This window comes from Thiococcus pfennigii (genome assembly GCF_016583835.1).
Lineage (GTDB): Bacteria > Pseudomonadota > Gammaproteobacteria > Chromatiales > Chromatiaceae > Thiococcus > Thiococcus pfennigii.
Genome location: NZ_NRRW01000001.1, coordinates 91,744 through 113,820 on the forward strand (window position 1 = coordinate 91,744; position 22,077 = coordinate 113,820).

The 22,077-nt window shown below is 70.6% G+C and carries 20 protein-coding genes; 9 read left to right on the plus strand and 11 right to left on the minus strand.

The window, feature by feature from the left end; all coding sequences use genetic code 11:
* Window positions 1-15 precede the first annotated feature (15 nt).
* The 6 genes from prfB to CKO41_RS00410 form a co-directional block, all read right to left on the minus strand.
* A protein-coding gene (gene prfB / locus CKO41_RS00385; protein ID WP_200380965.1) for a peptide chain release factor 2 occupies window positions 16-1,114 on the minus strand; the annotation gives its coding sequence in 2 pieces (ribosomal slippage) (window positions 16-1,038 and window positions 1,040-1,114; 1,098 coding nt in all).
* 170 nt (window positions 1,115-1,284) lie between these two features.
* Window positions 1,285-3,654 (minus strand): carbamoyltransferase HypF, encoded by a 2,370-nt coding sequence (gene hypF, locus CKO41_RS00390; protein ID WP_200380933.1) that lies wholly within the window; start codon window positions 3,652-3,654, stop codon window positions 1,285-1,287.
* A 4-nt stretch (window positions 3,655-3,658) separates the two neighbouring features.
* Window positions 3,659-4,420 carry a tRNA threonylcarbamoyladenosine dehydratase gene (locus CKO41_RS00395; RefSeq protein ID WP_200380934.1) on the minus strand — a complete coding sequence of 254 codons (762 nt, stop codon included), beginning with the start codon at window positions 4,418-4,420 and terminating at the stop codon, window positions 3,659-3,661.
* 13 nt (window positions 4,421-4,433) lie between these two features.
* Window positions 4,434-5,207 (minus strand): TatD family hydrolase, encoded by a 774-nt coding sequence (locus CKO41_RS00400; protein ID WP_200380935.1) that lies wholly within the window; start codon window positions 5,205-5,207, stop codon window positions 4,434-4,436.
* Window positions 5,208-5,274: 67 nt separating this feature from the next.
* On the minus strand, window positions 5,275-6,015 hold the full coding sequence (locus CKO41_RS00405) for an NYN domain-containing protein (RefSeq protein WP_200251788.1): 741 nt from the start codon (window positions 6,013-6,015) through the stop codon (window positions 5,275-5,277).
* Window positions 6,016-6,047: 32 nt separating this feature from the next.
* Window positions 6,048-6,584, minus strand: a complete 537-nt coding sequence (locus CKO41_RS00410; protein WP_200251791.1) for a DUF2058 family protein — start codon at window positions 6,582-6,584, stop codon at window positions 6,048-6,050.
* A 391-nt stretch (window positions 6,585-6,975) separates the two neighbouring features.
* On the opposite strand from CKO41_RS00410, the gene CKO41_RS00415 reads away from it, so the two are divergent.
* From CKO41_RS00415 to CKO41_RS00430, 4 genes are all read left to right on the plus strand, one after another.
* Window positions 6,976-7,497 (plus strand): OmpH/Skp family outer membrane protein, encoded by a 522-nt coding sequence (locus CKO41_RS00415; RefSeq protein WP_200380936.1) that lies wholly within the window; start codon window positions 6,976-6,978, stop codon window positions 7,495-7,497.
* A gap of 233 nt (window positions 7,498-7,730) precedes the next feature.
* Entirely contained in the window at window positions 7,731-7,967 is a 237-nt protein-coding gene (locus CKO41_RS00420; RefSeq protein ID WP_200251794.1) for an HP1242/YdcH family protein, read from the plus strand.
* Window positions 7,968-8,082: 115 nt separating this feature from the next.
* Complete coding sequence (locus CKO41_RS00425) at window positions 8,083-8,724, plus strand: MBL fold metallo-hydrolase (RefSeq protein ID WP_200251796.1); 642 nt, start codon at window positions 8,083-8,085, stop codon at window positions 8,722-8,724.
* 146 nt (window positions 8,725-8,870) lie between these two features.
* Complete coding sequence (locus tag CKO41_RS00430) at window positions 8,871-11,738, plus strand: DUF349 domain-containing protein (protein ID WP_200251798.1); 2,868 nt, start codon at window positions 8,871-8,873, stop codon at window positions 11,736-11,738.
* A 22-nt stretch (window positions 11,739-11,760) separates the two neighbouring features.
* Here CKO41_RS00430 and CKO41_RS00435 read toward each other — a convergent pair whose 3' ends face one another.
* Window positions 11,761-12,237, minus strand: a complete 477-nt coding sequence (locus CKO41_RS00435; protein ID WP_200251800.1) for a universal stress protein — start codon at window positions 12,235-12,237, stop codon at window positions 11,761-11,763.
* Between the two features lie 277 nt (window positions 12,238-12,514).
* On the opposite strand from CKO41_RS00435, the gene CKO41_RS00440 reads away from it, so the two are divergent.
* Both CKO41_RS00440 and oadA read left to right on the plus strand, forming a co-directional pair.
* Window positions 12,515-13,936, plus strand: coding sequence for an acetyl-CoA carboxylase biotin carboxylase subunit (locus CKO41_RS00440; RefSeq protein ID WP_200251802.1), 1,422 nt, complete (start codon window positions 12,515-12,517; stop codon window positions 13,934-13,936).
* 16 nt (window positions 13,937-13,952) lie between these two features.
* Window positions 13,953-15,788 (plus strand): sodium-extruding oxaloacetate decarboxylase subunit alpha, encoded by a 1,836-nt coding sequence (gene oadA / locus CKO41_RS00445; RefSeq protein ID WP_200251804.1) that lies wholly within the window; start codon window positions 13,953-13,955, stop codon window positions 15,786-15,788.
* 50 nt (window positions 15,789-15,838) lie between these two features.
* On the opposite strand, the gene CKO41_RS00450 is transcribed toward oadA, so the two are convergent.
* A complete protein-coding gene (locus tag CKO41_RS00450) occupies window positions 15,839-16,174 on the minus strand; it encodes a hypothetical protein (RefSeq protein WP_200251806.1) in 336 nt (111 codons plus the stop codon).
* Between the two features lie 65 nt (window positions 16,175-16,239).
* Complete coding sequence (locus tag CKO41_RS00455; RefSeq protein ID WP_200251809.1) at window positions 16,240-16,611, minus strand: rhodanese-like domain-containing protein; 372 nt, start codon at window positions 16,609-16,611, stop codon at window positions 16,240-16,242.
* A 255-nt stretch (window positions 16,612-16,866) separates the two neighbouring features.
* On the opposite strand from CKO41_RS00455, the gene CKO41_RS00460 reads away from it, so the two are divergent.
* Window positions 16,867-17,757, plus strand: coding sequence for a carbon-nitrogen hydrolase (locus tag CKO41_RS00460; RefSeq protein ID WP_200251811.1), 891 nt, complete (start codon window positions 16,867-16,869; stop codon window positions 17,755-17,757).
* Between the two features lie 16 nt (window positions 17,758-17,773).
* On the opposite strand, the gene CKO41_RS00465 is transcribed toward CKO41_RS00460, so the two are convergent.
* Entirely contained in the window at window positions 17,774-18,289 is a 516-nt protein-coding gene (locus tag CKO41_RS00465; RefSeq protein WP_338113744.1) for a disulfide bond formation protein B, read from the minus strand.
* A 110-nt stretch (window positions 18,290-18,399) separates the two neighbouring features.
* Window positions 18,400-19,236, minus strand: coding sequence for a transglycosylase SLT domain-containing protein (locus tag CKO41_RS00470; protein WP_420826414.1), 837 nt, complete (start codon window positions 19,234-19,236; stop codon window positions 18,400-18,402).
* A gap of 216 nt (window positions 19,237-19,452) precedes the next feature.
* Here CKO41_RS00470 and gnd point away from each other — a divergent pair, with 216 nt between their 5' ends.
* Entirely contained in the window at window positions 19,453-20,889 is a 1,437-nt protein-coding gene (gene gnd / locus CKO41_RS00475) for a decarboxylating NADP(+)-dependent phosphogluconate dehydrogenase (protein WP_200380937.1), read from the plus strand.
* A 39-nt stretch (window positions 20,890-20,928) separates the two neighbouring features.
* Window positions 20,929-22,059, plus strand: coding sequence for a glycosyltransferase (locus CKO41_RS00480; RefSeq protein ID WP_200380938.1), 1,131 nt, complete (start codon window positions 20,929-20,931; stop codon window positions 22,057-22,059).
* Window positions 22,060-22,077 lie beyond the last annotated feature (18 nt).

Genomic DNA, 22,077 nt, shown 5'->3' on the forward strand with positions numbered 1-22,077 from the left:
CGGATTCGAGGCGGCTCACAGCCCGCTCTTCAGGCTGGCCTCGATGAAGGGGTCCAGATGGCCGTCGAGCACGGCCTGGGTGTTGGCGGTCTCCACACCGGTGCGCAGATCCTTGATCCGCGACTGGTCGAGGACATAGGAGCGGATCTGGCTCCCCCAGCCGATGTCGGACTTGCTGTCCTCCAGGGCCTGCTGCGAGGCGCGACGCTTCTGCATCTCCAGCTCGTAGAGCTTGGCCTTGAGCTGGCGCATCGCCTGGTCCTTGTTCTGGTGCTGCGAGCGGCCGTTCTGGCACTGCACGACGATACCGGTCGGGTTGTGCGTGATGCGCACCGCCGACTCGGTCCGGTTGACGTGCTGGCCGCCGGCACCGCTCGCGCGGTAGACGTCGATGCGCAGGTCGGCGGGATTGATCTCGACCTCGACGCTGTCGTCGATCTCGGGCGAGACGAAGACGGCCGCAAAGGAAGTGTGACGGCGGTTGCCCGAGTCGAACGGCGACTTGCGCACCAGCCGATGCACGCCGATCTCGGTGCGCAGCCAGCCGAAGGCATGGTCGCCCTCGAAGCGGATGGTCGCGCTCTTGATGCCGGCCACCTCGCCCGGGGAGACCTCCATCAGCTCGATCTTGAAGTCGTGACGCTCGCCCCAGCGCAGGTACATCCGCAGCAGCATCTCCGCCCAGTCCTGGGCCTCGGTGCCGCCCGAGCCGGCCTGGATATCGAGGAAGGCGTTGTTCGCATCCATCTCGCCGGAGAACATGCGCCGGAACTCCAGCTCGCCGACGCGTCGCTCGAAGCCCTCGAGGTCCGCGCAGAGGGTCGCCACGGTCGCCTCGTCGCCCTCCTCGACCGCCATCGCCAGCAGCTCGGCGGCGTCGGTCAGGCCGGCATCGAGCTCATCGAGGCCGACCACGACCTGCTCCAACGCGGCGCGCTCGCGCCCGAGCCCCTGGGCCCGCTCCGGGTCGCTCCAGACGTTCGGCTCCTCCAGCTCGCGCAGGACCTCGGTCAGGCGCTCCTTCTTCTCGGCGTAGTCAAAGATACCCCCTAAGGGACGCCATGCGTCCCCGGAGGTCATGGATCTGGGCACGGATCGGATTGATGTCTTGCACTGGCTTCTCCGGGGGTCGTTTCATCGTCAATCGCGTTCGAGGCACGCGGGGCGCGCCCTGATCCGGCGCGCCGTCGCGGTCGCGCCCTGTGCGATCTCGCGGCCCGCCGACGGGGTCGGGGCCACCGAGCAGGGCGCAACTATAAGGGATTGCGCGCAAGAGAGCACAGTTCAGGCGCGGCCGGCACCCGTGTCCCCGGCGAGGAGCCGTGCCGCAGCGACGACCGCCTGGCCGAGCGAGAGGCCACCGTCGTTGGCCGGGACCTGGCGGTGGACCAGGACCCGCAGCCCGGCCTCGCGAAGGCCCGCGGCCACTGCCTCGAGGAGGCGCCGATTCTGGAAGACCCCGCCCGAGAGGGCCGCCGCCGCGAGCCCATGGCGAGAGGCGAGGCGCGTGGCCGCGGCGACGATGGTCTCGGCGAGCCCGCGGTGGAAGCGCGCCGCGATGACCGGCGGGGTGACGGCGGCCGCGAGGTCCGCGAGCAGGGCCTGCCACATCGGCGCCGGATCCATGACTAGGCGGCCACGCTCGTCCTCGACGAGCGCGAAGTCGTAGCCCGGCTCGCCCGCGACGGCTCGCCCAGCGAGCACCTCCAGTTCGATCGCCGCCTGCCCTTCGTAGCCGATCCCCTCGCGGCACAGTCCCACGGCACCGGCGACGGCGTCGAAGAGCCGCCCGCAGGCGCTCGTCGGTGGGGCGTTGAGGCCGCGTTCGATCATCCGGTCGCAGACGGCGAACGGCTGGCCCGAGAGCCAGCGCACGAGCTCCAGATCGGGATGCGCGGCGCGGACCTGGTCCCAGCCCAGGTGGGCGCGCAACTGCGCGTAGGTGTTGCGCCAGGGCTCGCGGACGGCCCGCTCCCCGCCCGGCAGCGCGACCGGCGCCAGCCACGCGACCCGCTCGAACCCCAGGTAATCGGCGACGAGCAACTCGCCGCCCCAGAGGCTGCCGTCGGGCCCATAGCCGAGCCCGTCCAGCGCGATGCCGAGGACCCGGCCGCCGGCGAGCGGCCAGCCGTTGTCGGCCAGCACCGCGGCGATATGGGCATGGTGATGCTGGACGGTGAGGACCGGCAGTCCGGCGCGCGCCGCCCAGGCCCGACCGATCAGCGTCGATCGGTAGCCCGGGTGGGCGTCGACGGCCAGGGCCGTCGGCTCATGGCGGTAGAGGGCGCGATAGAGATCGATGGTGCGCCCGTACTCGCGGGCCGTGCGGGCCTCCTCCAGGTCGCCCAGGTGCTGGGACAGGATCGCCTGGCCGTCCTGGGCCAGGCAGAGGGTGACCTTGAGCTCGCCGCCGAGGGCCAACAGCGGCGGCGCCGCGGCGAGGCCCTCCGGCAGCGGCAGCGGCGCCGGGGCATAACCGCGGGCGCGGCGCAACGGCTGCGGGGCGCCGTCGAGGACGCGCACGAGCGAGTCGTCGACCCGGTTGACGATCGCCCGGTCGTGCAGGAGCCGATAGTCGGCGAGCCCCGCGAGACGCTCGGCCGCCTCGTCGTTGGCGGTGCACTGAGGCTCCTCGGCGCGGTTGCCGCTCGTCATCACGAGCGGCCGCTCCCAATCGGCGAGGAGCAGGTGATGCAGTGGGCTGTAGGGCAGCATGAAGCCGAGGGTATCCTGGCCCGGGGCGACCGCACCGGCCACCGCCCGCGGCCCGCCGGCCCGGAGCAGGACGATCGGCGCCACCGGGCTCGCGAGGAGCTCGGCCTCGGCATCCTGGACCTCGGCGTAGCGACGGATCACGGTGAGATCCCGGGCCATCAGCGCGAAGGGCTTGGCGTAGCGCCCCTTGCGCCGTCGCAGGCGGGCGACCGCGTCCCGGTCCTCGGCGTCGCAGGCGAGATGGAAACCGCCGATCCCCTTCAGCGCGACGATCGCCCCGCGTGCGAGGAGCCGGCTCGCCGCATCGATCGCGTCGATCGCCCCGAAGGCGGCCGGCGCGACCCGCCGCCCATCTGCGTCTTCGAGCCAGACCTGCGGCCCGCAGTCCCCGCAGGCATTCGGCTGGGCATGGAAGCGCCGATCCGCCGGGTCGGCATACTCGGCGGCGCAGGCCGGACACATCGCGAACGCCGCCATGCTGGTGTTGGCGCGGTCGTAGGGGATGCGCTCGAGGATGCTCAGCCGGGGACCGCAGTGGGTGCAGTTGATGAACGGGTAGCGCCAGCGCCGATCGGTCGGATCGAAGAGCTCGTGTCGACAGGCCGGACAGGTCGCGGCATCGGGCACCACGCCGGTGCGCACGGCCCCACCACCGCTCGCGACGATGCGAAAGGGTCCGGGCGGCGCGGCCTCGGCGAGGGCGGTTCGCTCCAGGGCATCGAGGCGCGCGAGCGGCGGGCACTGGGCACGAAGCTCGGTGCAGAAGCGCTCGCGGGCGAGCGCGTCGCCCCAGACACGGATCAGGACCCCTTCCCCATCGTTGCGGACCTCGCCCGTCAGCCCGCAGGCCTCGGCGAGGCGCCAGACGGTCGGGCGGAAGCCGACCCCCTGGACCAGGCCGCGCGCGCGGATCGCCTCGCCCCCGGCCCGCTCGGTCATCGGGTCACTCGGTCGCGAGGAGCCGCTCGACGACGGCCCCGGCCAGCATCAGCCCGAACAGGGCCGGCAGATAGCTCAGCGTCCCGTTGACGGCGCGCGGTCGGCCGCGGCCCACGGGCTCCGGCGGCAGCGGCGGACGCGGCGGCTCGTCGGACCAGACCGCCAGCACGCCGCGTCCCAGCCCGCGGCGGCGCAGGCGCTGGCGGACCTCGCGCGCCAGCGGACAACCGCGCGACTCCATCAGGTCGCCCAGGCGCAGGCGCGCCGGGTCGCTGCGCCCGCCGGCCCCCATGCTGCTCGCGACCGGCACGCCGGCGCGCAGCGCCGCCTCGAGCAGCGCCAGCTTGCAGCTCAGGCTATCGATCGCATCGAGAACCCGATCGTGGCCGTCGGCGATCAACTCCGGCATCTCCTCGGGGCCGACGAACCGATCGAGCGCCGTCACCCGGCAGGTCGGATTGATGTCGGCGAGCCGCTCGGCCATGACCTCGGCCTTGCGCCGCCCGATGGTCGAGCCGAGCGCGAGGAGTTGGCGATTGAGGTTCGACGGCGCGACCAGGTCGCCGTCGATGACCGTCAGACGGCCGACGCCAGCGCGCACCAGGGCCTCGGCCGCATAGGCACCGACCCCGCCCAGACCGACGACCAGGACCCGCGCCGCGCGCAGTCGCGCGAGGCCCTCATCGCCGACGACGATCCGGGTGCGCTCGGCGAGCGCACCGGCCGGATCCGGCAGTGACTCGACGGGCGGGGCGGGGCTGCTCATACCGAGACCGATCTCAAAGCCCGAGGACCGCGCGGGCATTGGCCGTCGTCTGCGCGGCCAGCGCGGCCGGGTTCTCATCACGCAACTCGGCCAGCGCCGCCAGCACGTCGGGCAGGTACTCGGGGCTATTGCGCTCGCCCTGGTGGGCGACAACGGTCAGGTCCGGGGCGTCGGTCTCGAGCACGATCGCCGTCGCCGGCAGGGCGCGGGCGAGGCGGTGCAGCCGGCTGGAGCGGGCGAAGGTCAACATGCCGCCGAAGCCGAGCGCGAAGCCGAGCGCCTGGTACTGCTCGGCCTGCTGGAGGCTGCCGTTGAAGGCGTGGGCGATGCCGCCACGCACCCGCGCGCGGCGCAGGATCGCGAGGACCTCGTCATGGGCCTTGCGCACGTGGAGCAGGACCGGCAGGTCGGCGGCCCGGGCGATCGCGAGCTGGGCCTCGAAGAGGGCCGCTTGGCGCTCGGGGTCGGCATCGGCGACGAACCGATCGAGCCCGATCTCGCCGATCGCGACCGGCGGTTTGGCGGCGACGGCCCGCTCCAGGGCCGCGAGGTCCCCGGCCCCATGGTCGGCCAGATAGACGGGGTGCAGGCCGAGGGCCGGATGCAGGCCGGGCTCGGCGGCGCAGAGGCCGCGCAGTCCGTCCCAGCCGGCGGCCGAGATGGCCGGGATGACCAGGTCGGTGACGCCCGCCGCGCGCGCGCGGGCCAGGACCGCGGCGCGGTCGGCATCGAATGCGGCGACATCGAGATGGCAGTGGGTATCGATCAAGACGGGCGGCGTGGCCATGGCGCGGCGCGGACGGACGAGGGTCGTGCAAGCGAGATGGCGACCGCCGGGGCGGCCATCAATGCCGTCAGCCGATCGACCGCTTGTCGCGGACATAGAGGGCCTTGTGCGGCCCGTCGCCGATCTGGCGCTCCTCGACCTCGAAGAGCTGGAGCGCCTTGATCAGGCCGCTGAGCTTGCTGTAGCCGTAGTTGCGGGCATCGAACTCGGGGGCGCGCTTGGCGATCGTCGAGCCCACCGCCCCGAGGCCGGCCCAGCCGGCGTCGTCGGCGACGGCATCGACGGCCAGACGCAGCAGGTGGACCAACTTGGCGTCCTGCTTGAGCTCCTTGCCGCTCTTGCGCGCGGTCTTCTCGCCGTCGTCATCCTCGCGCAGGAGTTCGGTGAAGACGAACTTGTCGCAGGCGGCGACGAAGGGCTCCGGGGTCTTCTTCTCGCCGAAGCCGTAGACGACGGTGCCCGACTCGCGCAGGCGCGAGGCCAGGCGCGTGAAGTCGCTGTCGCTCGAGACGATGCAGAAGCCCTCGAAGTTGCCCGTGTAGAGCAGGTCCATCGCATCGATCATCATCGCGCCGTCGGTCGCGTTCTTGCCCTTCGTGTAGCGGAACTGCTGCATCGGCTGGATCGAGTGGCGCAGCAGCACCTCCTTCCAGCCGCCCAGATTCGGTAGCGTCCAGTCGCCGTAGATCCGCTTGACGTGGGCCGTACCGTACTTGGCGATTTCGGCGAGCAGCCCCTCGACGATGGCCGGGGCGGCATTGTCCGCATCGATCAGCACGGCCAGTCGCTTGTTGTCATCGTTCGCCATCGATCGCTCCTCACATTGGCGACGGCCGACCCTCACCACATCAGGTCGTCCGGCACCTTGAACTCGGCGTAGTCATCATCCCCGCCGGTGTCGGCGCCCGGCTTGTTGAAGACGACGATCCGCTCCGGTTGGCGCGCCGCGACCCGCTCGGCGACGGCGGCCGGGATGAGTTCGTAGAAGGTATCCTGACGCACGATCGCCAGGGTTCCGGCCACGACCTGCTGCTGCTGCTCGCGCCGCAGGTAGAGGCGCTTCAGCGTCGTGCCGTCGGTGAAGTTGAAGGCCACCTCGCCACCGTCGCGAGACAGGCGGTGGGCATGGATCAACTCACGCAGTTCGTTGTCGAGCGCCCGACGCTGCGCCGCCTCCTGGCGTTGGCGGTTGAGTTCGCGGTCGCGTCGGGCCTTCTCGGCCTGGGCCTGGCGCGCCTGCTCCCGCGCCGGGTCGGCGCCGGCCGCCCGTTTCGGGGCCGCCTTGACCTTCTTGCGCTTGTCGCTTCGCGCCTGCTTGAGCTTCTGCTCGTCGACCAGGCCGGCCTTGAGTAGTTGTTCCTGGAGGGAATTGCCCACCTGAAGATCTCCATGATGGCGCCCCGTCATCGATCCGCCCGCCCCGAGCGACTTCGCATCCGCGGGCGATCCGGACGCAACACGGAGGACCGGGGCCTCGGCCGGCAAGGATGGAACAGCCGCCCGCGCAAGGCAAGAGGGCCGACCAGCGGCCGCACTGCCGGTGTCCCAACTCGGGCTGGGAGTTTAGAATCGGCGCTGCTTCGTCCGACCTGGACGCGGCGGACCGTCGTTGACCGCGGCCAGAGTTTCGTCTCGTCAGCCGGTCGCGAGCGATCCGCACCCCCGTCAGGGAGAGACTGCACTGCCGATCGAGCCGGCCTATCCGCCCGAGCGGCGAACCACGGCTTGCCGTGCCTCAATCCAACACCGTCGATCCAGGAGATGACAGATGACTCATCGTGCCGCCCTGCTCGCCCTCCTGCCCTGTCTCGCCTTTGCCGCGCCGGGCCTCGCGGCACCGGACGCCACGGTCGGCTATGTCGACATGCAGAAGGTCCTCGAGCAGAGCCAGCTCGGCCAGCGCGCGCAGCAACGCCTCGAGAAGGAGTTCGGCCCGCAACGCGCCGAGATCGCCAAAGAGGAAAACGCCATCCGCCAGCTCAAAGACGCCTTCGACCGCGACCAGCCACTGATGAGCAAGGAGCAGATCGCCAAGCGAGAGCAGGAGCTCAAGGCGCGGCTCCAGGCGCTTCAGAAGGAGGCGGCGACCTTTCAGGAGAGGCTGATGATCGAGCAACAGAAGATCTCTCAGGAGATCATCGGCCCGGCCGTCAAGGCCGTCGAGAAGGTCGCCAGTGCGCAGAAGATCTCGGCGGTCTTCGAGCGCAGCCGCGCCGGGCTGCTCTACATCGATGACGACCTCGAACTCACCGATGCGGTCCTCGAGCAGCTCGACGCCGACACACGATGACGGACCCGATTCTCCCCGTCTGATCTCGCCGGTCGCAACGGACCACCTCCGACCGCCCGCGGGGCCGCGCGAGGCCCCGTCCGGGCGACGGCAAGGCGCTTCACCGCAAGGTTGCGAGCCTTAGGAAGCGATGGGTTAGAATGCCGAAACCTCTCCCGAGAGGACGTGACAGCCATCTAGACACCACGAGGCAGCGAGAGACCTCGGCCTTTTTCGATGAGGATCGAATACAGATGCTTGGTGAATCCCACGACCTGTTGCACGAGTTCCCGGAGCTCGAGGGCAAGATCGCCACGATGCGTGCCTCCGACGAGGAGTTCGCCCGGATCATGGACCAGTACGATGATCTCGACGCCCGCGTGCGCTCCCTCGAAGAGCTCGGCGTGCCTGTGGCGGATGAGACCATCGAGGAACTGAAGAAGGAACGGCTCCTCCTGAAGGACCGCTTGTACAGCTTCCTGCGCGGCTGAGGCCGGACCCTCACCACCACAGCCGCGGGCCATCGGGACCGCGCGGGGCATCCGCTTCGACCGCTCGCCGTCCCGACCCACCCCCGTACCAAGCGCCACATCGAGAGCCGAAATCTTGCTGTACCGCATCGTTCCCGTGACCGCCTTCGAGCAGAACTGCACGTTGCTCTGGTGCCCCGAAACCCGGGAGGCGGCCATCGTCGACCCCGGCGGCGACCCGGACCGCATCCGCCAGGCGATCGCCGAGGAGCGCATCATCGCGACTCAGGTCTTGCTGACCCACGGCCATATCGACCACGTCGGAGCCGCGGCGCCCCTCGCCGCGTCGCTCGGAGTCCCGATCCTCGGGCCGCACCACGACGACGCCTTCCTGCTCGACACGCTACCGCTGCAGGGCCGCATGTTCGGACTGCCCGAGATGCCGTCCTTCAACCCGGAACGCTGGCTCGCCGACGGCGATACGCTGGCCGTCGGCCGGCAGACCCTCTCGGTCGTCCACTGCCCGGGCCACACCCCGGGTCATGTCGTCTTCATCGACCTGGCCGCGCGCCTCGCCCAGGTCGGCGACGTCCTGTTTGCCGGTTCGATCGGTCGCACCGACTTCCCCCGCGGCGATCATCGGGCCCTGATCCAGTCGATTCGCGGCCGCCTCTTTCCGCTCGGCGACGACATCCGCTTCATCCCGGGTCATGGGCCCATGTCGACCTTCGGCGAGGAGCGACACACCAACCCATTCGTCGGCGCCCGGGAGGATTGACGGGCGCCGCGCATGGCCCGGCCCCGGCGGCGAAGACCGCCCGCCGTCCACCGACCGCGCCCGACGACGGCCCACCGGGGCCTGTGCTCACCTCGGGTCTCGGTTACCATAGCCCAGTTTCGAGACGCCGAGGTCGATAGAGACTTATGATCTTCAAGCGCTTTCTGAAGACCAAGCCGTCCGGCGGCCCCACCGCCGACGACCAGGCGCTGCTGACCCGCACCGCCCGCGAGGGTGACGACGTCACGGCCCGCCGCGACGCCTGCCGACGCCTCACGAGCCTGCGTGATCTGCGCGAGATCGCCGCTGCCGACTCGGATCCCGGCGTGCGCGACATCGCCCGGGCGCGGCTTCGCAACCTGATCTGCGGCGCCGACGAACCGCGCCTGCCGCTCGCCGAGCGCATCCACGAGGCCGCCGTCACGAGCGACGCCGGACTCCTCGAGGCGATCGCCACCACCGCCCACGAGGGCGAACTGCGCCGCTCGGCGATCGACCGGATCGGCAGCCCGGCGACCCTCACCGCCTGCGCCCTGCGCGACCCCCTCGCCTCGAACCGCCGCGCCGCCATCGAGCGCCTTGCCGACAAGTCGGCCCTGGAGCAGATCACCCGCCAGATCGGCAAGAAGGACAAGCGCGTCTATCGACTCGCCCGCGAGAAGCTGCGGGCGATCGCCGAACAGGAGTCGCTGCCGCTGAAGATCCGCGGCCAGTGCCTCGAGCTCTGCGAGCGGATCGAGCGTCTCGGCCGACATGGCACATGGGAGCAGGACCGTGGCCTGCTCGATTGCATCGAGCGCGACTGGGCGCACCTCGGACCGCGCGCGGACGGAGATCTGCGCGAGCGCTACGACGCGGCGCGCGCGCGCTTCCTCGCCGACTACGCCGGCTACCGCGAAAGCCAGGCCCAACAACTCGCCGAGGCGCGGCGTCTGGATGAGCGGCGCGCCGCGCTGCGTGCGCTGCTCGAGGACCTGGGCGCGGCGCGCGACAGCGACGACGACGCCGCCCTCGAGGCGTTGCGCACCCGGGCCGAGGGGCTGCGCGCCGACTCGGCCGCGGCCCTGCCTGACACTGAGCGGGCCGACTTCGAGCGGCAGCTCGACGGGGCCTTGGCGGCCCTCGCCCGCCATCAGGAGCAGCGCACCGAACGGCGTCGCCGCCAGGGGCGGGCCGCGACCCTGCACGCCCGGATCGCCGAAGCGCTCGACCAGAACCAGCCCCTGGATCTGACCAAGAGCCGCCCCCTGCTCAACGAGGGCCAGGCCCTGCTCGGGGAGGGGATCCTCGCCGCCGGCCAGGCCCAGGCCCTCGGCGAAGATCTGACCAACCTCGCCCAACGGCTCGAGAAGCAGCGCCACCAGGCCGAGCAGCGCCTCGCCCAGGTGCCGGGCAAGCTCGAGGCCCTCGCCGCCGCGCTGGCCGACGGCGAACTCAAGCGCGCCGAGCCGCTACTCCAGAGCCTACGGGCCAGCATCGATCTGGCCCAGGCGAGCGGGCTGCCGCGCAAGGCCTACGCCGAGGCCCAGCGCCAGGTCCAGCAGGCCGCCCCGCGGATCAAGGAGCTCCAGGGCTGGCGCCGCTGGGGCAGCGAGCAACAGCGCGCCGCCCTCTGCCAGGCGATCGACGAGCTGGCCGCAAGCGATGCCCCACCCGAGACGCTGGCGCCGCAGCTGCGCGACATCCAACGCGCCTGGAAGGCCCTCGACCAGACCGGCTCGCCGGCCGACCAGGGACGCTGGGAACGCTTCCACGCCGCCGCCGAACAGGTCTACGAACGCTGCCGGCCGTACTTGGAGCAGCAGGCCGCCGAACGCGAGGCCAACCGCCTCGCCCGCGAGCAGCTCTGCGCCGAGCTCGAACGCTTCCTCGCCGAGGTCGACTGGGAGCGGATGGATTGGAAGAAGGCCGTCAAGGCCGCGCGCGAGATGCGCCGCGGCTGGGCCGAGATCGGCCCGGTCGAGGGCCGTCACCGCAAGGGCCTGGAACGGCGCTTCCGCAATACGATCAAGCAGCTCGACCGCCGCCTCGAGGCCGAACGCACGCGCAACCGTCGCGATCGCGAGGGGCTGATCGCCGAGGTCGAGGCCCTCGTGGAGCACCCTGACCTCGAACAGGCCATCGAGGCGGTCAAGGCCTGCCAACGCCGCTGGCAGACGACGGTCGCCGGGCGCAAGTCCGAGGAGAACGCCCTGTGGCGACGCTTCCGCAGCGCCTGCGACGCCGTCTTCGAGCGCCGCCGCGCCCAATACGAGGCGCGCGAGAGCGAACTGCACGACAACCTGGCCGTGCGCACCGCCCTCTGCGACGAGGCCCAGGCCCTCGCCGAGGCCGAGGCGACCCCGACCGAGATCGAGGCCGCCCTGCGGGATCTCGAGGGGCGCTGGCGCGAAGCGGCGGCGCTACCCATCCCGCGCGCCGCCGCCCAGGATCTCGAGCGGCGCTGGCGGGCGACCCATCACCAGGCCCTCGCCCATGCCCGCGAGCGCCGTGCCGCGGCGCGGCGCGCGAGTCTCGAGCTGCTCGCCCGCCAGGCGGAACTCTGCACCAAGGTCGAGCAGGCCCTGCTCGCCGAGGATGCGACCCGACTCGACCTGACCTCGGTCAAGGCCGAGTGGTCGGCACTGCCACGCCAGGAGGAGGCGCTCCAGACCGCGATCGGTGCCCGCTTCGCGACCGCCCTCGCCCTCCTCGAACGCGGCGAGCCGATGCCGGCCGAGCTCCTCGACGAAAACCATCGCGAGCGCGAGGGGCTCTGCCTGCAACTGGAGATCCTGGCGCAGGTCGAATCGCCCGCCGAGCTTGCCGAGGAGCGCCTCGCCTTCCAGGTCTCGCGGCTGACCGAACGGATGGCGGCCGGCGAGAAGGACCCCCTGGCGAACGCCGCGGGCCTGCTCTCGAAGTGGTACCTGTGCGGGCCGTTTCCGTCCGCGCCGCGCCTGGAAGAGCGCTTCGCGCAGGCGCGCGCCGCCCTGGCGCGCGGCGCACGGACCGACGCCGTGGAGGCCGCTTGAACCGCCCGGCTGCGTGTGCCGCTCAGCGCGGCCCGGCCTCCAGGTGGACGCAGAGCAGGTCGCAGGTCTGGGCGCGCAGCACCGCCTTCGACGTCGACGGAGCGAGCAACGCATGCAACCCGTGACGCCCCTTGTTGCCGACGACGATCAGGTCCGCGCCGAGGTCGGCGGCCGTCTCGTCGATCATGTAACCGGTCGTGCCGATCTTGATCAGGCGATCGGCCGGCGGCACGCCGAGGCGCTCGCCGAGGGCGTCGATCTGGGCGCGCGCGACCTCGAGCAATTCCCCCTCGAGCTCCAGCCCCTCGGGGAGGATCGCCTCGCCCGAGTAGGACATGGGCATGTACTCGATCGCCGGCGGCACGCTCTCGACGATGTGCAACAGCGTCAGGCGCGCGCCGAGGTCCTCGCGCAACCGTTCGGCGCGGGCGATGACCGGCTCGCTCTCGGGGGCGAAGTCGACGGCCAGCAACAGATGCCGATAGATCGATTCGGACATGATCACCTCGCTCGGGGTCGTCGGATGCCGGCGCACCCGACCGCCGGTCGACACACCCGACCGCACCTGGCGCCGGGCACCAAGGAAACCATCGCCTTTCATCATAGACCGATGGCGAGGGGGCCGCGAGCGGTCCGTGCCGGGCTTTCCCATCCCTTCGCCATTCGCTATATTGCATCGCAACATCCGCAGAGGCCGGCGGCCGACGGGCACCGGGCTTTTCCCCTCGCCGCCCGCAGCCCGGGCGGCGGGCCTTCTGCCGCGAAGAGACGCCAGCATGCTTCGTAAGATACTGATCGCCAACCGCGGCGAGATCGCCGTGCGCATCATCCGCGCCTGCGCCGAGATGGACATCCGCTCCGTCGCCATCTACGCCGAGGCCGACCGCTATTCGCTGCACGTGAAGAAGGCCGATGAGGCCTACAGCCTGGGCGCCGACCCGCTCGCCGGCTATCTGAACGTGCACCGCATCGTCAACCTCGCGATTGCGACCGGCTGCGACGCGATCCATCCCGGCTACGGCTTTCTCTCGGAGAATCCAGAACTGGCCCGCGCCTGCGCGCGTCGCGGTATCACCTTCATCGGTCCGTCGGCGGGCGTCATCCAGCGCATGGGCGACAAGACCGAGGCGCGCCTCGCGATGCAACGGGCCGGCGTGCCGGTCACCCCGGGCAGCCCGGGCAACCTCGCGAGCGTCGAGGAGGCCCTGGCGACCGCCGAGCAGATCGGCTACCCGATCATGCTCAAGGCGACCTCGGGCGGCGGCGGACGCGGCATCCGCCGCTGCAACGACCCCGCCGAGCTGCGTCACAACTTCGCGCGCGTGATCTCCGAGGCCACCAAGGCCTTCGGCCGCGCCGAGGTCTTCCTCGAACGCTGCGTCGTCAACCCGCGCCACATCGAGGTGCAGGTCCTCGCCGACCAGCACGGCAACTGCGTCCACCTCTACGAGCGCGACTGCTCGATCCAGCGGCGCAACCAGAAGCTGATCGAGATCGCCCCGTCGCCGCAGCTCGACGAGGCGCAGCGCCAGTACGTCGGCGGTCTCGCCGTGCTCGCCGCGCGGGCCGTCGGCTACACCAACGCAGGCACCGTCGAGTTCCTCCAGGACGCCGATGGGCGCTTCTACTTCATGGAGATGAACACCCGCATCCAGGTGGAACATACGATCACCGAGTCGATCACCGGCGTCGACCTGGTCGAGGAGCAGATCCGCATCGCCGCCGGGCTGCCACTGCGCTTCCGTCAGGACCAGATCAGCCGGCGCGGCTTCGCGATCCAGTTCCGCATCAATGCCGAGGACCCGAAGAACAACTTCCTGCCGAGCTTCGGGCGCATCTCCCGGTATTACGCCCCCGGCGGCCCCGGCGTGCGCACCGACGGCGCCATCTACACCGGCTACCAGGTGCCGCCCTACTACGACTCGATGCTGGCCAAGCTCGTCGTCTGGGCGCTGTCCTGGGACGACGTGGTCAATCGCGGCGCCCGATCGCTGCGCGACATGGGGGTCTTCGGGATCAAGACGACGATCCCCTTCTACCTGGCGATCCTGAACCACCCGGACTTCCGCCGCGGCCGTTTCGACACCGGCTTCCTGGAGGCGAACCAGCAGCAGCTGTTGGGCTATTCCAGCAAGCGACGCAAGGATCACATCGCCGCCGCCATCGCCGCCGCCATCGCCGCCCACGCCGGCCTGTAAACCGAGATCGACGAAGATGCCAAAGGTCCACATCACCGAGGTCGTCCTGCGCGACGCCCACCAGTCCCTCCTCGCCACCCGGATGCGCCTGGCCGACATGCTTCCGATCTGTCCCAAGCTCGACGCGATCGGCTACTGGTCGCTGGAGTGCTGGGGCGGGGCCACCTTCGATGCCTGCCTGCGATTCTTGAAGGAGGACCCCTGGGAGCGCCTGCGCCTACTGCGCGAGGCCCTGCCCAACACCCGCCTCCAGATGCTGCTGCGCGGCCAGAACCTGCTCGGCTATCGCCACTACTCCGACGACGTCGTGCGGGCCTTCGTCAAACGCTCGGCGGCCAACGGCATGGACGTCTTCCGCATCTTCGACGCCCTCAACGACCTGCGCAATCTGGTCACCGCGATCGAGGCGACGAAGGCCGCCGGCAAGCACGCCCAGGGCACCATCTGCTACACCGTGAGCCCGGTCCACGACGCCGCCGGTTACGTGAAGATGGGCCGCGAACTGGCCGCGATGGGCTGCGACTCGATCGCGATCAAGGACATGGCCGGGCTGCTCACGCCCTATGCCGCGAGCGAGTTGGTCAAGGCGCTCAAGGATGCCGTCGACCTGCCGCTGCACCTGCATTCGCACGCCACGGCCGGGCTCGCCGAGATGTGCCACCTCAAGGCGATCGAGGCCGGCTGCGAACACATCGACACCGCCGTCTCGTCGATGGCGGGAGGCACCTCGCACTCCCCGACCGAGAGCCTGGTCGCGGCCCTGCGTGGCACCCCGTACGACACCGGCCTGGATCTGGAGAAGATCCAGGAGATCGGCATCTACTTCTACCAGATCCGCAAGCGCTATCACCAGTTCGAGAGCGAGTTCACCGGCGTGGATACCCGCGTCCAGGTCAATCAGGTCCCGGGCGGTATGATCTCGAACCTCGCCCACCAGCTGAAGGAGCAGAACGCGCTCGACCGCATGGAGGAGGTCCTGACCGAGATCCCGGCGGTGCGCGCCGACCTCGGCTACCCGCCGTTAGTCACCCCGACCTCGCAGATCGTCGGCACCCAGGCCGTCCTCAACGTGTTGACAGGAAAGCGCTATCAGACCATCACGAACGAGGTCAAGCGCTACCTCCAGGGCGGCTACGGCCGAGCCCCGGCCCCCGTAGATGCAGGTCTCCAGCGCCAAGCGATCGGTAACGAGGAGCCGATCGAATGCCGCCCGGCCGATCTCCTGAAGGCCGAGATGGACAAGCTCACCGCCGACATCGGCACCTTGGCGAACAGCGACGAGGACGTCCTGACCTACGCGATGTTCCCCGAGATCGGCCGCTCGTTCCTCGAGCACCGCGCCGCCGGCACCCTGGAGCCCGAGCCGCTGGAGCCCCCGCCGTCGGGCGCCGTCGACGACACCCGCACGGCCCCGACCGAGTTCAATATCGCGATCCATGGCGAGACCTATCACGTCAAGGTCACCGGCACCGGCCACAAGGAGCAGTCCGAGCGCCACTTCTATCTCGCGATCGACGGGATCCCCGAAGAGGTCGTCGTCGAGACCCTCGACGAATTGGTGCTGACCGGCGGCGCGAGCGGTGCGGTCCAGCAGAAGGACGACAACCGCAAGCGGCCGAAGCCGACGAAGGAGGGGCACGTCACGACCTCGATGCCCGGCAGCATCGTCGAGGTCTTGGTCGCCGAGGACGACCAGGTCGAGGCCGGCCAGCCGCTCCTGATCACCGAGGCGATGAAGATGGAGACCGAGATCCAGGCGCCGATCGGTGGCCGGATCACCGGCGTATTCGTCGTCAAGGGCGATGCGGTCAACCCCGACGAGGTCCTGGTCGAGATCACCCCGGAGGCCTGACGGCCCCCAACACCCCGGCGGGGCCGGACCGGCCCGCCGCGGGGCACCCGTCACCAGGGTCGGTAGCTCAACCCCGGAATCTGGTCCTGCTCGAAGCGCCCCGGCAGGGCCGCGAGCAGCTCGTTCAACTCGCCGAGCGACATATGACGCCCGTAGGAGGCCTTGGCCGCATCGAGCGGGATCTCGACCCAATAGCGCTCTCCCCCGGGCTCCCGGAGGATCTGGAGGACCTGGTCCTCCGCATCGAGGATGCCGAGATAGTCATCCTCCGATTGCAGGCGCGGCACCAACCGCTCACGGATCGCGCGGGCGCTCATCTCGACGGCGCTCGCCGAGGAGATCACCTCCTGGGAGCGGGCGAAGTAGTAAAAGACTCGATAGTGCATCGACCATACCTGTCGCCGCCCGAAGGCGACGCCCTTGGTTCGCCCTGCCCTGCGCGGGCGGGCGACTAACCCCCCCGCGCCACCGGCAACCCGGCCTGCTGCCAGGCCAGCATGCCCCCCTCGAGCTGACGCACCGCCGTGAAGCCGTTCAGTTCCAGCAGCCGCACGGCACCGATGCTGCGGTGGGCCGAACGGCAGATAGCGACGATCGGTCGCCGCGGATCCAGCCCGAGCGACGGCAGACGCCCCTTGAGTTCGGTCACGGGCACGTTCACGGCCCCGTCGATGCGGTCCTGTCGCCACTCGGCCGGGGTGCGCACATCCAGCAAGAAGGGCGGCTCGGCACCGGCCAACTCGGCGCGCAGCGCCTGCGGCGCCAACTCGGGCACCGTACCGAAGGGCACCCACCAAAACAGATTCCTGAGCAGACCGCTCATGCGAGGACTCCCCGTGCAAGACAGACGAACACACCATGCCGGCCGGCAGAACCGAGCGCCGCGCAGGGTGTGAACGGCAAATGGCCAGTATCATCGCCGCCACCGCCCGCCAAGGCAAGTCAGGCCGGAGACATCCGCAGAAGGTGCCTGCCTTGCGATCCGGCCGGGGGAGGCGGTGCGTGCGATTCCCACCGACGCATGCCGCCCGCTACAATGCCGCCCCGTCCTCGTCGCCCCGACCCAGAGGCATCGACCATGGCACGCGCCCCGCTGAGCATCGCCCTCGTACAGCAATCCGACCAGGGCAACCCGGCCGCGAACCTGGCCGCCTGCGAGACGGCCATCCGCGAGGGTGCCGCGCGCGGCGCCGGTCTGGTTCTGCTCCAAGAACTGCACAACGGCGCCTATTTCTGCCAGCGCGAGGATCCGGCCTGCTTCGACCTGGCCGAGCCGATCCCCGGCCCCAGCACGGCAAGGCTCGGGGCGCTGGCCGCCGAACTCGGGGTCGTCATCGTGGGCTCGCTGTTCGAGCGCCGGGCCCCGGGGCTCTACCACAACACCGCCGTGGTGCTCGACAGCGACGGTCGGCTGGCCGGCACCTATCGCAAGATGCACATCCCGGACGATCCGGGCTACTACGAAAAGTTCTACTTCACGCCCGGCGACCTCGGCTTCGAGCCGATCGACACCGCCGTCGGGCGCCTCGGCGTCCTCGTCTGCTGGGACCAGTGGTACCCCGAGGCGGCACGCCTGATGGCCCTCGCCGGGGCCGAACTGCTCCTCTACCCGACCGCGATCGGCTGGGACCCGCAGGACACCCCCGACGAACAGGCCCGCCAACTGGAGGCCTGGATCGGCATCCAGCGCGGCCACGCGATCGCCAACGGGCTGCCGGTCGCCGTGTGCAACCGGGTCGGCCTCGAGCCCGACCCGAGCGGCGCGACGCCCGGCGCCCTGTTCTGGGGCCGCTCCTTCGTCTGCGGCCCCCAGGGCGAGCTGGTCGCACAGGCCCCCGGCGACAGAGAGCACTTGCTCGTCGCGCGGATCGACCGCGACCGCACCGAGACCGTGCGCCGCCTCTGGCCCTTCCTGCGCGATCGGCGTATCGACGCCTACGCCGACCTGCTACGCCGCTACCGCGACTGAGCCGGCCAGCCGCGGTTCAGACCGGCCTGCGCCACCCCAACCACAGGGCCCAGGCGGCGGCAACCAGACAGAGTGCGAAGACGATCAGGGTCCAGTTGGCCAGACTCAGGCCGAAGAAGACCGCCCCCGGATCCTCGCAGAAGCCCGACGGCATGAACAGGGCCGGCCAGTGACCGCCGAGCCATTCGACGAGACGTTCGAGCGGACCCAGCTCCTCGCCGGTACAAGAGAACAGGCTATCGACGGCCTGACGTTGCAGCCGGCTCTGGTAGGCGGCGATACCGATCCCCAAGGCGGCGACGGCCGCCGCCATGACCCCGACGAGCCGCCCGAGGAGGTGCGTGGCGGCAAGGGCCGCGACGACGCTCAGCACGACCAGCAGCATGAAGAGCAGGCGCTGAAAGATGCAGAGGTGGCAGGCCTCGAGCAGGCGCCACTCGGTGAGGAAGAAGCTCACGGCGACGGCCGTGGCGCTGGCCGCGGCCAGCGCCATCCAGATCGCCCGGGGACGGATGGAGATCATGGCAGGCATAGCGAATTCCGGTCCATCTGCCCGCGCGGCGTGGGTATCGGTACGCGGCGCTCGGCCCGCCGGTGCGAGCCGCGGCCTATCCGGGTCCGAGCCTAAGCCCGCCGACGCGATCAGTTGATCCGCGCGATGATGCGACTCACGTAATTGCGTGTCTCGCGGTAGGGTGGGACTCCGCCGTGACGTTCGACCGCTCCCTCGCCGGCGTTGTAACCGGCCAGCGCCAATTCGACGTCGCCGTCGAAGTGCTTTAGCAGCCAGCTCAGGTAGGCCATTCCGCCGCGGATGTTCTGCTCCGGATCCCAGGTATCTTCGACGCCGAAGCGGGCCGCGGTCGCCGGGATCAGCTGCATCAGTCCCTGGGCATTCTTCGGCGACCGGGCGCTCGGGTTGAAGTTCGACTCGGTCTCGATGACGGCCAGGACCAGGTCGGGGTCCAGGCCATAGTTAGGGGCGAGGCGGCGCACCAGGTCGGCGATCGCCCCGCGCGCCGGATGCGGGCGGCTGGCGATGCGCGTGACACGGCCGCCGGCGTCCAGCGGACAGACAGCCGCGCGCGTTGGCGCATCCCCGACGTCGAGCACCATCAACATGCTGCGCGAGCGTTCGTCGCCGGCTGCCGCGGCGGCGTGTAGCCAGGCGGCGGCGAGGTCCTTGTCCCGTTCGATGCCGCGTCCGAAGGCGAGCAGTTGGCCGAGGTAGAATTTGGCCTCGCGATCACCCTTGGCGGCGGCCTTGCAGTAGAGCATGGTGGCCTTCTTCGCATCCTGGGCGACGCCGACGCCGCGCTCGTAGCGCCGGCCCCAGGCGGTCAGGTCGTCGGCATGGCGGGATTGATAGATCTCATCGAAGGTCGGCAGGCGTTCGATGGCACCGACGGCGGCGGGCAGCAAGGCCGCGATCAGCACCCCAAGCACCATCGAGTAGGTCGCTCTCGTTCCCAATCGCATCGGTTCCCCGTCATTGTTCCTGAGGACGTTCGGCAGGATGCCGCCCTAGACCGGTTCGTCGTGTGGCGCCCCACTCGATGTCGGCGCCCCGAAGACGGCATAGCCCGAATTCTGGCCGAAAACCTGCCGATTTGCCAAGTATTTCCGACACGGGCGGGACGCAGAGCCCCTATAATCGATGACTGAACCCCCCTTCAACCGCTGCGGAGAACAGCGATGCCCGACGCTGACATCGGGGTCGTCGGCCTGGCCGTGATGGGCCAGAGCCTGGCGCTCAACATGAACGACCACGGTTTCCGGGTCGCGGTCTTCAACCGTACCACGGCAAAGGTCGATGCCTTCCTGGCCGGCCCGGCCGCCGGCACGCGCATCGTCGGCCACCACGCGCTGCCGCACCTCGTCGCGACCCTCGCACGCCCACGGCGCATCCTGATGATGGTGCGCGCCGGGTCGGCGGTCGACGACCTGATCGGCGAGATCACCCCGCTCCTCGACGCCGGCGACTGCCTCATCGACGGCGGCAACTCCCACTTCCGCGACACCGAGCGGCGCACCCGCGCGCTCGCCGCCCGGGGCATCCATTACGTCGGCGCCGGCATCTCCGGCGGCGAGGACGGCGCCCGTCACGGCCCGTCGATCATGCCCGGCGGCGATCCGCTGGCCTGGCCGCTGATTCGAGAGCTGTTCCAGGGCATCGCCGCCCGGGTCGATGGCGTACCCTGCTGCGACTGGATCGGCGAGGGCGGCGCCGGCCACTATGTGAAGATGGTCCACAACGGCATCGAATACGGCGACATGCAGCTCATCGCCGAGGCCTACCTGCTGCTGCGCGCCGGGCTCGGCCTGACCGTCGACGAGGTCCAGGCCGTCTTCGCCGACTGGGACAAGGGGGTGTTGAGCTCCTATCTGATCGAAATCACCGCCCAGATCCTCGCGGTGCGCGACGACGACGGCGCCCCGCTGATCGACAAGGTCCTCGATCGGGCCGACCAGAAGGGGACCGGATCCTGGACCGCGATCGAGGCGCTAGAGCTGGGTGTGCCGGCACCCCTGATCGGCGAGGCGGTGTTCGCCCGCAGCCTCTCGGCCATGAAGGACGAGCGGATACGGGCCAGCACCTGTCTGCCCGCCGGGCCGCTCACCTTCGGCATCGAGCCGCAGAGGTTCATCGAGCGGATCCATGACGCCCTCTATGCGGCCAAGATCTGCTCGTACGCTCAAGGCTTCCTGCTCCTGCGCGAGGCGGCCAACAATTACGGCTGGCAGCTCGACCTCGGGGGCATCGCGCTCATGTGGCGCGGTGGCTGCATCATCCGCAGCCGGTTCCTCGACGACATCAAGGCCGCCTACGACGAGACCCCGGAGCCCGAATCACTGCTCCAACAGGAGTTCTTCCGCGACGAACTGGCCCGCACCCTGCCGAGATGGCGCAAGACGGTGGCGATGGCGGTCGGCCTCGGCCTCCCCGTTCCGGCACTGACCTCGGCACTGGCCTTCTACGACGGTTACCGCCGCGCCGACCTGTCTGCCAACCTGATCCAGGCGCAGCGCGACCACTTCGGCGCCCATACCTACGAGCGCACCGATCGCCCGCGCGGCGAAGCCTTCCACACCGACTGGGGCCGAGGCCGCCAGGGCGGCGACCTCGGGTAAAATGGCGGCCTTCGCCGCCGCCCCCGGAAGACCGCCCCAATGACCGACCACCCCGGCCAGATCGCCGTCTTCGTCTCCTTCTCCGGCCATGGCGGGGTCGAGCGGATGATCGTCAACCTGGTCCGTGGCCTCGTCGACCTCGGCCGCGCGGTCGACCTGCTGCCGATCCGCCGGCAGAGCCCCCACCTCGAGCGCCTGCCAACGTCCGTGCGCTGCCTGCCGATGGGCAGCGGCCATGCGCTCCTCGCCGTCCCGGCCCTGGCCGCCTACCTGCGCCGCGAGCGGCCGGCGGCCTTGCTCGCCGCTAAGGACCGGGCCGGACGCGCCGCTGTCCTTGCCCGGGCGATCGCCGGCACCGAGACGCCGATCGTCCTGCGCCTCGGCACCCACCTGTCCACGGCGATGGCCGGCAAGTCCGCCCTCCAGCGCGCGCTGCGCTATGCGCCGATCCGGCGGCTCTATCCGCACCTCGAGCGGATCGTCGCCGTCTCCGAGGGGGTCGCCGCCGACACGGCCGCCATCGCCGGCCTGCCGCGCGCGCGGATCACCGTCATCCGAAACCCGGTCATCACGCCGGACCTCCCGGCCCAGGCGGCGGCCCCCTGCCCCCATCCCTGGCTGGAGCCGGGCGGGCCGCCGGTCGTCGTCGGGGCCGGGCGGTTGGCCCGCCAGAAGGACTTTCCGACCCTGTTGCGCGCCTTCGCACGGGTGCGTGCCCAACGGCCCTGCCGACTGATCATCCTCGGCGAGGGGCAGGACCGCCCGGCCCTCGAGGCCCTGGCCGGCGCACTGGGCATCGCCGCCGACCTGGACCTGCCCGGCTTTCAGGCCAATCCCTATCCCTTCATGGCGCGCGCCCGGCTGTTCGTCCTGTCCTCGGCCTGGGAGGGCTCGCCGAACGTCCTCACCGAGGCCATGGCGCTCGGCACGCCGGTGGTGTCGACCGACTGCCCGAGCGGGCCGGCCGAACTGCTCGATCAGGGCCGCTTCGGCGCGTTGGTACCGGTCGGCGACGCCGCGGCGCTGGCCGAGGCGATGGCGGCGACGCTAGCGGCGCCGCTGCCCGCGGCGACCTTGCGGACTGCCGTCGCCGAATACGACCAGGCGATCGCCGCCCGCCGCTATCTGGCGGCCCTGGGACTCGCCGACGACCCGGCCCATCCGACGTGACCGCCGTCGGGCGACTTC